Raw genomic sequence first — 14279 nt, 5'->3', positions numbered from 1 at the left:
GGGCCGGCTGGGGCAGCTGGAGCCACTGGCGCTACCGGAACACAAGGGCCGGCTGGGGCAGCTGGAGTTACTGGCGCGACCGGAACACAAGGGCCGGCTGGGGCAGCTGGAGTTACTGGCGCTACCGGAACACAAGGGCCGGCTGGGGCAGCTGGAGTTACTGGCGCGACTGGAGCACTAGGTCCGGCTGGGGCAGCTGGAGTTACTGGCGCTACCGGAACACAAGGGCCAGCTGGAGCTACTGGCGCGACTGGAACTGGAGGGTTAATCCCATTTTCAACAGGTATTATCCTTAGTGGTGCTACAGTAGTTTCAGCTGCTCCAATTTTAATGGGTTTTGGTAATCACACGGTTGAAGTTATTGACGGTTCTGGAGAATCAACTATGCCTCCCGAAGCAGGTGGTTTTGCTTTCCCAATTGCCTTAGCGGGTACAATTCAAGATTTACAAATAAGTGTAGATCTATTGGTAGCTTCTGTGGTTTCTATAAATACTCTCGGTCTTCAATATGATTTTACAGTATTCCTCGCACCGTCGGTTCCTAATAATGGAATTGATCATAGTTCTTCACCTTACGTGACAACTCTGCTTACTAGTTCGGTAAGATTCGGATTTCCGAATACAGTCATTACACCTGGTGTCCCATCCGGTTTCCGTACCGCAACAAATAGAAATGTTGGGGGATCATTAGTAGTTGCTGAGGGTGATCGTATTGGTATTCGTGTAAGGACGCTTATGTCGACGGATCCCTCAGCAGCTGATATCACCCAACTCTCATTTAGCGCAAGTCTATCTTATACTCCTTTTTAATAAGCCTGCAGCATTTTAATCTATTGATTCTAGTTAACATAATAAATAGCAACCAATATGCTAATGTACAGTAGATAATCCATATAAATTTGCCACAACACTACTTGATAAAGCCGATAAAGATTTAACGGTTGTTTTATGACTTGAAGCACAAGCAGGGCATGGATTCGATAAACAAACAAAAACGCGCCACTCTAATAATGAAGAGTTGCGCGTTTTTAAATATATAATTAGTAAATTTGCCTATTCCAAAATCGTTGCTGCGTTATTGCCTTTACATATTCATCGATAGACTGCGGGTTATTGCTAGCCATTATAATACCCGCTCCCTCTTTTGCGTTAGAAGCTTTAAATAGGGAGTTACCTGTTGACGCAATACTAATCGGTTTATAATGTTTAAAGGATTCATTGATAAAATAGACACTATCGGAATTAAACTTAGCTTGATTTAATGCCTTGCCTCCAACAACATACAAAGAATCAAATAAGACCGGAGCTGTTGTTAAGAATGTTTCCGTTACATTTATCTCTAGCCCGTTCTCACCATTCACTATACCGATCTTTTCACCAATCGCATATACCCAGACACCGTATTTCGATAGCGTCTCAATAGTCGACTTTACTTCCTCGTCATTAAACCCATTACCAATGATAACTCCAACTTTTAAACTGTATGGAAAGCGTTTCGTATTTTCTTGACTGAGGGCAGGTGAAGACTTGGTTACGTTTGATTGTTCACCCGTTGGCTTATTAACACCGACATTCTTCGCAATGATGGTTGCCATCTCTTTATCCACATGGACAAACATATCGACAACTTGTTGTCTAACACTTACACTTTTCACTTTGCCAACTTCAAAGCTAAACGCATTAATGATATGCTCTTTTTCCGGTGGCGACATACTATTCCAAAAGAGTCGAGCTTGGGAAAAGAAATCATTAAACGATTCGCTTCGTGCTTGAATAACACGTCCTTCAACCTTTTCCGCGTAATGGACGTATCCTCCTTCATTTGCAGTTGACGTGGATGGCGTATTATTAGCTAAGGAATTGTTGCGATAACTCACTTGGCCCACATCAATTCGCTGACGATTAGACCCATTACGTTGATTATTATGAAATGGACAGATCGAACGATTAATAGGTATTTCTGCAAAGTTGGGGCCGCCTAGTCGATACAGTTGTGTATCCGTATATGATAGAATCCTGCCTTGTAACAGTGGATCGTTGGTAAAATCTATTCCCGGAACAAGATTGCCAGGGTGAAATGCGACTTGCTCGGTTTCAGCAAAAACGTTGGTCACATTTCGATTCAAGGTCATTTTTCCGATTATCTTTACAGGCACCATCTCTTCCGGCCAAAGCTTTGTTGCATCCAGAATATCAAAATCAAATATAAATTCATCTTTCTCAGGAATCATCTGTACACCGAATTCATATTCGGCAAAATAACCATGCTCAATGTTCTCCCATAAATCTTTGCGTTGAAAGTCCCCATCTTTGCCCGCGATTTTCTGCGCCTCATCCCATACAAGTGAATGAACCCCAAGTACTGGCTTCCAGTGGAACTTAACAAATGTGGCTGTACCTTCTTGGTTAACAAACCTAAAGGTGTGAACACCGAACCCTTCCATCATCCGCCAACTTCTAGGAATTGTCCGGTCTGACATTTGCCACATGACCATATGTGCCGATTCTTGATTATTTGCTATGAAGTCCCAGAATGTATCATGTGCTGAAGCGGCTTGTGGTATTTCATTGTGAGGTTCTGGTTTGACCGCATGAATAAGATCTGGAAATTTCATACTATCCTGAATGAAAAATACTGGAATATTGTTTCCAACGAGATCGTAGTTCCCTTCCTCTGTGTAGAACTTCACTGCAAAACCTCTTACATCCCTTGCTGTATCTACAGAACCAGAACTCCCCGCAACATTAGAGAATCGTGTAAATACCGGTGTTTTCTGTCCCACTTCTTGAAGGAAACCTGCTGTTGTATACTCCTTCATCGATTCATATAACTCGAACTCGCCGTGTGCAGCATACCCTCTAGCATGCACCACCCGTTCCGGAATTCGTTCTCGGTCAAAATGCATTAATTTCTCTTTTAGATGGAACCCTTCCATTAGCGTCGGTCCACGCACGCCCGCCTTTAATGAATCTTCATCATTAGAAACTTTTAATCCTTGATTCGTGGTCAACTTTTTACCTGCATTATTGACTTTAAATTGATCTAATTGCTGCATTTTACGATTCTTATCTACATTTCCCATTTGACCTGAAGATCCATCGTTCATTCCTTCCCCTCCATTACGCTTCTAAACTAGTGATTCCTAGCATCCTATCCATACTATATGTATACGTTTAGACACATAGCACCAACAAGATATGAGTTGAATTGTTTAATGGTGGCGTTGTAAATGATTACGCGAAAACAGCAAATGTTGGTGTTGATTCTATAAATAGCAATTATCTTATACAATCACACAATAAAAAACGAGTCAGTCTCCATATTATTGGAATCGACTCGTTTTTGTTTGCGATCGGTAGCGGGCTACTTATTCACAATGGATTGAATCCGTGGTTCCAATTCCAACAAGTGAAGTAGCATCACACTGGTCTCTGCGCGAGAAGCTTCGCCCTTAGGACGCAGTTCTCCTTGATATCCGCTAATGATCCCAGCTTCTGCAGCTTTTTGTACAGCATCTACAGCGAATCCGCCAACGGTATGCCAATCCTTAAAGTTCACTTGCTGTTGACTAGGTAATGCCTCCGCTTGCACAAGACGCATAAGCATGACAATCATCTCTTCACGTGTAATCGTGTGATCGGGTTTGAAACTGTCATCTTGATAACCCCTTCACCACACCATGCTTAGCAAGTGTCTCAATGGCTTCTGCTGCCCAATGGTTCGTTACATCCTTAAAGGCCGTTGCCCTTTGATTCGTATCTTGGAAAACAAACAATCGGGTCAGCAGCGTCACGAATTCAGCTCGTGTAATGGAACGATTCGGTCTGAATGTATTATCCGGATATTCACTTATCACATCCAGTCGAACCCATGTATGAATGGTTTCCTTTACCCAATGCTTGATCATATCCGAATACTTATTTCGGATCGAAGCATTCTCATTCCAGCGTGACTCCAGTTTCTTCAGCGTCGCATTCCAGTCGATCATTTGAAGGTTAAATAATAGACTCTGAGCTATTAAATCTGGAATAGATGGTTCGCTTGGATCGGATGAATCGTCTGGATCTGGATTCGTAGTTGTTTTCTTTTTAATTTCTACAGAGATCGGATCCAAGGCGTATTCTTCTCCTATCTTAAGCTTTACCTTAGCCGATACTTTATAGATTCCTGCATCTGACAACGTTGCTAAACGTTTTTCACTCGTTCCGTTGTAAGGTACCGTTTCCCAATCTTCATCATTTACCTTGAACAGCGCTTGCACAAGGTCAAATCCATCCACCTGATATGCAGTCAGCGCAACTTCAACGTCACCTGTATATTTCTTCTCGTCCTGCTTGCTCCCTTTCGTCTGGAGCGCAAGTTCTGGTCTGTTGGTCTGTATATTGGTTACATCCAACGTGTAAGTCATCGTTTTTCCGGTCTGACGAGCAGGCTTAACGGTAATCTTGAAACGATGAAACGTACCTGCCTGAGAACGTTCCAAGGCTTGACGGAAGGAAATAAATCCGGCCCCCGTCGATAAAGTCTTACCAGACATATCGGTTAAGGTTACTGTCGCATCCTGATTGGAGGCAACCGCTAGAATATTCGTATTCTGCATCGTAACGGTAACTTTAACGCTATTATTGGAAGAATCAAATTCCTTGATCTCTTTTCCTTGAGCATCCACTACCCAAGCATGGACAAATACATTCAATCCAGCAGGAGGAATCTCTTCCTTATTCAGTGTCTGCAAGTAGCTCTTTACATCAAAATCAACGGTATTCGTATATCCTCCTTGATCCATAAGCTGTAACGAAGCATTATCAGAGATATCCCATACTTGCCCGATTAGGTGATCTGCATCAAATACCCCGTCCTTATACAGACCAAATTTAACGATCCTTCCTTTTCCAGCCAATACCGATTCGGATTTATTATAGATCGGAATCGAAAGTCTACGCTGCCCATCTTCTTCCTTCATCACGAGTACCTCAGATATGCCGACATCAGGAATATCTAACGTTACCATTCCTGAAATTGACAATTGGCTTCCATCTGCAAAATGAACGGTGACATCATAAGGTATATTCTGGATCGACGCGGGAACCGTATATGTCGCGATGTATGCCTTCGTTTCATTTGGGAGTTGTGCCAGCTTGTCGTAATTCGTCTTCTGACCATCCAATTCAATATCTATAGATTGAATCTTACTCATTCCTTGATTCACCACATTGAATTGAACAGGCAAGTCGAATCCAGGAATAATCTCCTCCGGGTTATAGATAATGTTGCTAGCTTTAAACCCGTTTTGATAATTCGCGCTTAGACTGTACATGTCACTTACGCTTTTAGACACATGGACCGGAATCGCATCTCCTGTATCCGCAGGTGATGTCGGTTTAATCGTTCCCACGGTCTCCGTATCTGTGGTGTAGGTGGTTCCCAGAATAAGATCTTGAACACCGTAACCTGGGCCACTTGGGACATAAGCGCTTACGGAATCGGCCACCGTGTAATCCGGAAGTGTTCCTAGGGAAAGCACGCCTGATAGTAATAATCCATCTGCATCCTCCCCAAATTTGACGGCGTTGATCGTATCGATGCCACCGGCTGTTGCTTGTGCATTCTTGAAGCCATTAGTATCGGTCACTTTAAATTCTCAATGTTTCATGATTCGACACAATATTTTCTTGCGGATTTATTAGATTGGATAATTTAGCTTCTATAATTTACAAATAACTAATAATACATACGAACGCAATTAACAATTAACCATTATGCTATAAAAGTTGCACCATTACATTCAAAGGAGAGACTACACATTTATGAATTACAAAGTAAAATCCCTTATTGTTACCTCCCTAGCTGCATTTCTGCTAACGCAGAATATAGTAATTTCATCTGCAGCAGATACAACGTCCTTTGGAAAATGGATGACAGGTGAGTATCATACTCACACGGTACAATCCAATGATGCTTCAGAATCTTTTATGAAGCTGGAAAATGTGCTTAACGGCGCATTTCGGCATAATTTAGACAGCTTGTCCCCTGAAGCTAAGGCATCCTTAACCTATGGACAACCCTTTGATTTTCTAGTACTGACTGACCACCTTCGCAATTCGCCGCGGGATCCTGAGGGTAATGAGATGAATACCGCACGCTGGGAAGCTATTCAAGCTCAGCAGGAGAGAATTTCTGAACTCCAATCTACTGGCAATTATACCAATAAAATTATTTATTCCGGCTTTGAATGGGACATGATGGGATTGGACCATGGTTCTGTCGCTATTATGGATTCGAATAGTAAAGAAGTTCCAATAGACGCTATTCACCAATTCGAATATTTGTACAGCTACGATACCACAGAAGATATGTTTACTTCAGACGAAGCTGAACAATGGGGACCAAGACCGTCGAAGGATGAGCTAAAGCCCCATAAAGGTAAAACGTTTGAAGCCATCGAGTGGCTGAACACTAATTATCCGAAAAGCTTCGTATTGCCAAATCATCCATCTAGACATAATGGTGAGCGCAGCGGAGTGGTTACAATCGAAGACCTTCGGAAGATGAACGACATTGCTCCTCAAATTGTATTCGGCATGGAAGGGATGCCTGGTAATCAAATGGCTGCCGGAAAGAACAGAGCAGAAGTCACTGACATTTATGGCGGGGCTGATGTAATGATCGCAGATGTCGGCGGTATATGGGACGCATTACTTGGAGAAGGCCGCCGTTTCTGGAACTTCACAAATTCTGACTTCCATTTCAAAGTAAGTACCAATGGAAAGTATTCTAGCGGCTACTGGCCTAGCGAATACTCTAGAAACTATACATGGGTTGAAGGTGATACCTTCAACGATGTCGTAGAAGGTATGCGTTCCGGGAAATCCTATGCCGTATATGGAGACCTCATTAACGCGCTTGATTTTAATGTAACCGGGAACGACAGGACAGCTGAGATGGGCGAAGAATTAGTCGTGTCTGAAGGTGATATGACAACCATTTCTATTCGATTCAAGAGCCCTGAGCACAACAACTACGCACCGATTACCAATCATGAATCATCTGTAACTAACAATGTTAAAGTTGATCATATCGATCTGATCTCTGGTGAAATAACAGGTAAAATCGATGAAAGTGACTATGCCAGCAATACAACCAATGAGACAACCCAAGTCATTGAGCGTTTTACTGAGGATGATTGGGGAATACCAGATGAGGCAGGCTATTATACAGTCTCATTCAATGTGCCTGCTGATTCAGATCGATATTATCGCCTGCGCGGTACCAACCTCGGGGAAAATGTTGAAGGCTACATAAGTAATGGCGAGCCTTTAAAAGATCAATGGTTTGGAGAGATAGAGAATAACGAGGACCGTATCAATAAAATTAATGACCGTAACTATACAAACTTGTGGTTTTATTCCAACCCCATTTTTATAGATGTAGCTGAGGATGTTAATGAACAAGAGGCTATTGAACCTTCTTCTTCTTTCAATGATATTGAGAACCACTGGGCTTCTTCATCCATTAACTATGTGTTGAATCATAAGCTGTTCTTCGGGACTTCGAATTCAATGTTCAGCCCTGATCACACGCTGACCCGTGGAATGTTCGTTTCCATCCTGCACCGCTTAGCAGACGAAGCTGAGACAGCTTCACATGATTTCAAAGATGTTAATGAAAAAGCTTATTACAACGATGCAGTATCTTGGTCAAGCAGTATCGGCGTAGTTAAGGGTATGGATGCGGCTCATTTTGCACCGGAACAATCTATTTCTCGTGAGCAGCTTGCGCAAATACTCTACAATTATGCCAAGGTAATGAACTTAGATACTACTTTTAACAATGAGAAATTGAATTTTTCAGATGCAAATTTGCTCTCGTCTTGGGCAACTGATGCTATGAATTGGTCGGTAAGCCAAAATCTGCTGTCAGGTAAAAGTAACCATTTGCTGGATCCTGCCGGATCGGCCACTCGTGCTGAGGCAGCAACTATTTTCCAACGTTTTATGGATAGATTCAATCTATAAACGGATAGCTAATTACCTTAACTAGACAAAAATCCACAACCTCTTGCGGTTGTGGATTTATATTGTGAAGATGAGGGGAGTCGAACCCCTAGCCGATAATAAACTGCACCCAAATTCGTAATATCCCGAATTAAACCTTGCTCATTACGTCTCCTATCCATTCCAAACTGGATAAGTTACTTTTGTTTCACTTCGTTTCATTCGAAATCCTGCATTCTTTCTTTAACATAAGCTGGTCACGAGGGCTTCTCCATATGTTCAATTGCTCATCCAACGACCAATTGAGAAGCTGAAGCAGTTGCGGGCGAAACGTCCAACCTTGGGCAATGCGTTCTTCAACCTCTTGCCATGTTGGTATACCGCTCGTGGCATCAGAACGCTCTACATTACAAGCCCCCACTCCTATAGCTCCTAGTAAAACTTCATGTGGCTCTCTGCCTTGCAATAGGGTAGTCAAAATTCCAGCAATCGTGCAATCACCCGCACCTGTTGTGCCTAAGACGTTAACTTTAAAGCAAGGGGTTAGTATTTCACGATTTAGCCAACTAACTGAACGCGGAGCACAGGCCCCCATTGCTTTCAGTCGAGCTTCATCCCCAGTCGTTCGTAAATATAATCCGTGTTGCCCAAGTTTAATTGCAACAATAGCCGCGCCGTAATCAAGTAACTGATTTGAAATGTTCTCCAGTATTACGTCGTCAATTGCATCCAATATATTGTTGCCGTGCATTTCTTCAAGCTCGTCATATTTAGCACGATCTAACATATATAAAATTTCCTCTAAGCTTGGTAAAAACAGATCCGTATAAGGTAATACACGACTTAAAATCAATGGCCAATTGGCATGACCTGCATCGGAATCCCGGTCGGGCTTTGCCATATCGAGCGAAGTTGTCAAACCAGCACGCTTCACCTTTTGTAGAAGCTTAAGCAGCTGTTCACCTTCCTGCTCATACATCCTGCGCATTAATGGCGGATAGCCAAAATGAAATAATCGTGCTCCTTCAAGTCCCTCAATAGACACGTCATTACTGTCAAAAGTATCATTCGTACCCGTATGATGAAAAAAGATGCGATCTGTTTCAGGCGGACTGATTACAATCGTGTAAGAGCTATGCTCTCCTTCTATAACAATCATCCCAGAAGCAAGTTCTACTCCTGATAATTGCAGTTGTTGCAGAATCATCTGTCCGAAAGGATCATTCCCCACCTTTCCCATCAAACGTACCGAATTACCTAAACGATGAAGTGCAATTCCCGTGTTAGCAACCGTTCCACCCGTAGCCCCCATCGCAGGACCAACTTCTAGCAACGTGCCCGGAGCAAATAACTTATCCATTCCCCCATCAATTTTCTTTTGAAACGATGGTATGATATCCAGACAGATGTGACCTGCTACAACTACATCCGCATAGTTGTTTGCCATATCAATCCCCCCAAGTAATTCTCACGGTATTGCTCGTTTTGGCTGACTCCAATGCAGCAGTAAACAAAGCGTGGCTTTGGGCAGTCTCATGCGGTGTTGCACAATGTAAAGGCTGTTTACTGGAGCCACTAGCCAATTCATCACAAAATGCAGCCCACATTTGAAGAATCGAATCCGAAAACCCAAACTCAAATATTCCACCCGTAATACTTCCGTATGCAGTATCATGTAATGCATCCATGACATGCCATGCTTGATGTGCCCCAGGAGTATAGGGAAGCGAAGTAATTCGCTTCGGATTTTTCGTGTTAAATTCTGCGGAGAACTTCGTCCCATGAATGCGCAAAAACCAAGTATTCGCATGACCTGGAGCAATTCTTTTCGTTGATAGAACCATTGGGAATGTACCCATTTCAGGATCATTGACTTCACAAGCCAATATAGCGTTATCCCATGTTTCGCAAGGTACCATCTTTCCTGTCTGATCCGGTCTTTCATTAACAATTTTAGACAATAGAGCACGCACATTATTGGGCTTCCAACCAAAACGTAATGGTAGGTGGAGTACATGCATCCCTAAATCACCCATACAACCGTATTCACCATTGGTTGCTTCTTTTCTTTTCCAGTTAATTGGTTTGTTTGGATCTAGATCACTAGAATGCCAAAACCCTGCCTCCACCTCTATGATTTTCCCAAAACGTCCCTCGCGCACCCACTTTCCAAGCTGATAAGCACCTGGGAAAAATGGGAATTCGGAAGAACAACGAACGAGCACTTCTGGATTGCGGTCTACAGCTGCTAATATAGCGGAATTCGCTTTTTGATCAATACCGAATGGTTTTTCGCCTAGCAAATGTTTCCCCGCTTCAATGATATCAATGTAAATCTGCTCATGCAGATGATGTGGAACTGCACAATAAACAGCATCGACCTCAGGATCCTTAAGAAGCTCCTTATAGTCTTTATAACTCCGTTTGACACTCGTTATATTATTTACAAACCACTCCGTCGCTGCAGGATTCTCATCGCAAACAGCTGTAATGACCGGTGCAGCTTCAATATTCGTAAGATGACACCATCTAGCTGCTGCGCTGGCAAATTCCTTCCCCATCAATCCGCAACCGATTACTCCAAATCGAATCTGCTTACTCATCTCTCATACTTCCTTTCAATATCGAAAGTGCTTTTGAAGAAGTAGCATCTTGATGAACAATGGACATTAATGCGGATGTCATTCCTCCTGGATTAGGATGCTGAACGACATTGCGACCGTATACAATACCGGCTGCTCCTTGCTTCATTAACTCAACAGTACGATCAATAATTTCTTCATCGCTTGCACGACCCCCGCCTCGTACAAGGACAGGGACACCGCCAGCTATTTCAATCACACGATGATATTGCGTAACATCATCGCAAGGATCTGCTTTAATGATATCTGCACCCAATTCTACACCTTGGCGAACAAGTGGCATAATTTTTTGAATGTCTCCATCCACCATATAGCCTCCCTTTACATCGTTAGGTAGCATTACAAGCGGTTCTACCATTAAAGGCATGCCGTATTTTTCACATTCTATTTTTAATTTAGAAATATTTTGCACACATTGATGATGCAATTCAGGTTGATTAGGTATTAACAACAAATTCACACATACCGCAACAGCATCCAGACGAACAGCTTGTAATACTGCATCTTCAATGAGTTCACTAAATAAGAAACGCGGCAGTTTAGAAGCATATATATTCGCAACATCTGTGCGAAGAACAAGTCCTGGCTTTCCTTTACCAGGTATTTTATTATAAAGGCGCGCTTGTCCTGCACTCAATTGTATACAGTCCGGATTGGCTTCAACTACTGTTGAAATCGCTTCTTGCATATTTTCAATTCCCGCGAGGAAGGAATATTCATTAAAGAACCCATGATCAATCGCAACATCAAAACATTTCCCATCCTTGGCAAACATACGGTTTAATCTAGCTAATACTGACATAAAATGATCACCTCATAATATTATTTTTCAACATTTGCTTTTACAACTTTGATATATATTGGTCACCGCCTAATAATTACAAGAACATCCAGAGTTGAGGTTATATGATGATTATCCAGAGAATACCTGCTAAACTATTTCAAAAAGTAATCAGAAAACTTTTAATATATATTAATGTCGTATCATTTATAACTCCGCAGTCATACCACCATCAGCAACTAATGTTGCACCCGTCATGAATGAATTCTCAGAATTGGCAGCAAACATCACGACCGCAGCTATTTCTTCCGGTTTCCCTACTCGGCCGATTGGCTGAGAACCATTCCATTCTTCCATAATTTCTTCATAAGGTGTTGATAAATTCTTCATGCTGCTTTCCAACATAGGCGTTTGAACAGCGCCTGGCAATACGGTGTTGGCACGTATATTTTGTTTGGCGAAATCAAGTGCAATGGCTCGCGTTAATCCTATAATTCCAGTTTTGGATGCTGCATATGCGGAGTAACCGTCGAGAGTGGCTAATGCATGAACAGAACTGACATTCACAATTACGCCTCCGCCTTGTTCCAACATGGATGGAATAACACCTCTGCACAATAAAAAGACAGATGTTAAATTGTTGTTAATTACAGCATTCCATTCATCCAAACTCATATCGGTTAGTCGGGCTTGCGGACAAACCGCCGCATTATTAATCAGCACGTCGATGCGACCGTATTTGGCAAGCGTTTCTTGAATCACCCGCGAAACATCCGCTTCCGATGAAACGTCAGCAGCCATAGGCACCACACTATATCCGCTTTGAATCATTTCAGCAACGACTATTTGTAGCTTAGTCAGAGTTCGACCTACAACAATCACATGTGCTCCCGCTTCAGCAAACTTCTGAACGACCGCGCGGCCAATTCCGCTTCCGCCACCCGTTACAATAGTGACCTTATCCTTCCAATCCACATCAAACCCCTCACCCTCTAAAGACGACTTTATATTGGATCACTCACTAATGTATTTTTAATCGTCCCGATGTTCTCTACCATTGCTTCGACAACATCACCAGGCTTCAACCATATCTGCGGCTTTTTTCCCATCCCTACCCCGGGCGGTGTACCTGTACTAATAATGTCTCCAGGCTGCAGCGTTATTGTATTGGAAAGGAATGAGATTAAATGAGGAATGTCAAAAATCAATTCCTTGGTATTCGAATTTTGCATCGTCTCCCCATTTAATTTCAATGATATCGTAAGATTTCCCGGATCCTTGATCTCGTCTGCCGTCACAATCCAAGGACCGAGTGGGGCAAATCCATCAATGGTTTTACCTCGAGTCCACTGGGGCTCATTCAATTGAATATCTCGAGCGCTCAAGTCGTTCATCACCGTGTAACCAAAAACATGTTCCATCGCTAACTCAATCGGCACTCTTTTGGCCGTCTTCCCAATCACGATAGCAAGTTCGACCTCATAGTCACATTGCGTAACTTCCCTTGGAATAACTACTTCGTCTCCATGTCCGGAAAGGCAGTTATTATATTTCGGAAAAAGTACAGGGACTTTAGGAACCTGCGCCCCCGACTCAATCACATGATCGTAATAATTCAGACCGATACAGATTATTTTTTCGGGATTAGTGATGGGTGCTAAAAGTTTTACTTCATCCAAATGATATTCGTCAGTAGACTTAATTAATAATTCAACATCGAAGTGTCTTATCATATCTCTGACCGACCCATCCGTTTGCACAGCAACAACCTTATCTTTACCTTCTAATATACCTATTCGAGCTTTACGATACGGATCTTGCAAATGATAAAACTGTAGTAGTTTCAAAGCTATTTCGCCTCCAATTGTGGATTCATAAATATTTTTACCGTTTTTCCCGGACCAGCAATGAGCTTCTCAAAGCAATCTTCGCCCTTGGCAAGCGGAGCGGTCTCGGAACATGGTAATAATCTAACTTTGCCTTGGCCGATCCATAATAAAGCAGTTTCAAAGTCTGCCTGCGAGTATGCAAACGCGCCCTTCGCCCAAATTTCATTACGAATCATATCATTCACTGGAAGTTTGCTTTGCGCTTCGTGAAGTCCTGTAAAAATAACTTTGCCACCGACCCGGGCTGCAGCAACACTTTGCTGCCTAGTGACCATCGCTCCGACGGCATCAATGACGGCATCGAAACCATCCCCAATATCGATGTCATCCAGCTTTGTAACAGAAATACCTCCCAATTCTCTTACAACTTCAAGTCTTGCTTCATTTACATCAATGACAACCACTTCATGAACGCCGTGTATTTTCGCTACTTGAAGTGCGAATAGCCCTATCGGACCGGCTCCATAAATTAAGACTCTATCAGAAGGTGAGAGTTGAAGAAGCTTGCAAACATGGACGGCACAGGCACACGGCTCCACTAATGCTCCCTCTTCGAACGTTATATGCGGTTCAAGTGCATATACATTAGCGGATGGAACCACAACATATTGAGCAAAAGCACCGGGTAAGTGAGCGCCTAATAGGTTTCTAGAACGACATAATTGTGACTCTCCACCACGACAAAAACGACAACTCCCGCAAGTAATTAGCGGATTTACCGTGACCCGATCACCTACTTTAAATCCACTATCTTGTTCACCAACAAGTTCAATAATTCCAGAGAATTCATGACCCATGATCAGAGGTGGCTTTCTAAGAGAGTTATGTCCTAGATAACCACTTAGCTCAGATCCGCAAATACCGACTATTTCCACTCGAACAAGAACTTGACCCGGTCCTATCTGTGGAACTACTGTCTCTCTTATTTTCATTATTTTTGGACCCTCGTAAACCAATGCTTGCATATTCAAC

At 42.7% G+C, this 14279-nt stretch carries 11 protein-coding genes and 1 tRNA gene; 2 read left to right on the top strand and 10 right to left on the bottom strand.

Going from position 1 to position 14279, the window contains the following annotated elements; genetic code table 11:
- Positions 1-810 (top strand): hypothetical protein (locus ACH8E3_RS05745; RefSeq protein WP_458631659.1); only part of this gene is annotated, 810 nt, incomplete at its 5' end.
- A gap of 230 nt (positions 811-1040) precedes the next feature.
- Here ACH8E3_RS05745 and ACH8E3_RS05740 read toward each other — a convergent pair.
- From ACH8E3_RS05740 to ACH8E3_RS05730, 3 genes are all read right to left on the bottom strand, one after another.
- Complete coding sequence (locus ACH8E3_RS05740) at positions 1041-3107, bottom strand: catalase (RefSeq protein ID WP_458631658.1); 2067 nt, start codon at positions 3105-3107, stop codon at positions 1041-1043.
- Between the two features lie 257 nt (positions 3108-3364).
- Positions 3365-3607: an S-layer homology domain-containing protein gene (locus ACH8E3_RS05735; protein WP_458631657.1), complete on the bottom strand. Its 243-nt coding sequence runs from the start codon at positions 3605-3607 to the stop codon at positions 3365-3367.
- A 46-nt stretch (positions 3608-3653) separates the two neighbouring features.
- Positions 3654-5633, bottom strand: a complete 1980-nt coding sequence (locus ACH8E3_RS05730; protein WP_458631656.1) for an S-layer homology domain-containing protein — start codon at positions 5631-5633, stop codon at positions 3654-3656.
- Between the two features lie 175 nt (positions 5634-5808).
- On the opposite strand from ACH8E3_RS05730, the gene ACH8E3_RS05725 reads away from it, so the two are divergent.
- Positions 5809-8016 (top strand): S-layer homology domain-containing protein, encoded by a 2208-nt coding sequence (locus ACH8E3_RS05725; protein ID WP_458631655.1) that lies wholly within the window; start codon positions 5809-5811, stop codon positions 8014-8016.
- Positions 8017-8081: 65 nt separating this feature from the next.
- Here ACH8E3_RS05725 and ACH8E3_RS05720 read toward each other — a convergent pair.
- The 7 genes from ACH8E3_RS05720 to ACH8E3_RS05690 all read right to left on the bottom strand — a co-directional run bounded on the left by ACH8E3_RS05720 (position 8082) and on the right by ACH8E3_RS05690 (position 14272).
- Positions 8082-8170 (bottom strand) — tRNA-Ser (locus tag ACH8E3_RS05720).
- Between the two features lie 33 nt (positions 8171-8203).
- Positions 8204-9442, bottom strand: a complete 1239-nt coding sequence (locus ACH8E3_RS05715) for a carbohydrate kinase family protein (RefSeq protein ID WP_458631654.1) — start codon at positions 9440-9442, stop codon at positions 8204-8206.
- A gap of 1 nt (position 9443) precedes the next feature.
- Positions 9444-10598 (bottom strand): Gfo/Idh/MocA family protein, encoded by a 1155-nt coding sequence (locus ACH8E3_RS05710; RefSeq protein WP_458631653.1) that lies wholly within the window; start codon positions 10596-10598, stop codon positions 9444-9446.
- Complete coding sequence (locus ACH8E3_RS05705) at positions 10591-11439, bottom strand: class I fructose-bisphosphate aldolase (RefSeq protein ID WP_458631652.1); 849 nt, start codon at positions 11437-11439, stop codon at positions 10591-10593. Before ACH8E3_RS05705 ends, ACH8E3_RS05710 begins: the two co-directional genes overlap by 8 nt.
- 186 nt (positions 11440-11625) lie before the next feature.
- The gene (locus tag ACH8E3_RS05700) at positions 11626-12393 is read right to left on the bottom strand and encodes an SDR family NAD(P)-dependent oxidoreductase (RefSeq protein ID WP_458631651.1); all 768 of its coding nucleotides are present in this window, start codon (positions 12391-12393) and stop codon (positions 11626-11628) included.
- A 29-nt stretch (positions 12394-12422) separates the two neighbouring features.
- Positions 12423-13265, bottom strand: coding sequence for a fumarylacetoacetate hydrolase family protein (locus tag ACH8E3_RS05695; protein ID WP_458631650.1), 843 nt, complete (start codon positions 13263-13265; stop codon positions 12423-12425).
- A gap of 2 nt (positions 13266-13267) precedes the next feature.
- Positions 13268-14272 carry an alcohol dehydrogenase catalytic domain-containing protein gene (locus ACH8E3_RS05690; protein ID WP_458631731.1) on the bottom strand — a complete coding sequence of 335 codons (1005 nt, stop codon included), beginning with the start codon at positions 14270-14272 and terminating at the stop codon, positions 13268-13270.
- Positions 14273-14279 lie beyond the last annotated feature (7 nt).

It is taken from the genome of Paenibacillus sp. CMAA1364 (genome assembly GCF_054373195.1).
The sequence above is the reverse complement of the archived record's forward strand: the minus strand, read 5'-3'. Positions and strand labels throughout refer to the sequence as shown.

Excerpts from the sequence above, each read along its gene's own strand:
- ACH8E3_RS05740 (WP_458631658.1), bottom strand. The coding sequence starts at position 3,107 with ATGAACGATGGATCTTCAGGTCAAATGGGAAATGTAGATAAGAATCGT.
- ACH8E3_RS05735 (WP_458631657.1), bottom strand. The coding sequence starts at position 3,607 with ATGCTTATGCGTCTTGTGCAAGCGGAGGCATTACCTAGTCAACAGCAA.
- ACH8E3_RS05725 (WP_458631655.1), top strand. The coding sequence starts at position 5,809 with ATGAATTACAAAGTAAAATCCCTTATTGTTACCTCCCTAGCTGCATTT.
- ACH8E3_RS05715 (WP_458631654.1), bottom strand. The coding sequence starts at position 9,442 with ATGGCAAACAACTATGCGGATGTAGTTGTAGCAGGTCACATCTGTCTG.
- ACH8E3_RS05710 (WP_458631653.1), bottom strand. The coding sequence starts at position 10,598 with ATGAGTAAGCAGATTCGATTTGGAGTAATCGGTTGCGGATTGATGGGG.
- ACH8E3_RS05705 (WP_458631652.1), bottom strand. The coding sequence starts at position 11,439 with ATGTCAGTATTAGCTAGATTAAACCGTATGTTTGCCAAGGATGGGAAA.
- ACH8E3_RS05690 (WP_458631731.1), bottom strand. The coding sequence starts at position 14,272 with ATGCAAGCATTGGTTTACGAGGGTCCAAAAATAATGAAAATAAGAGAG.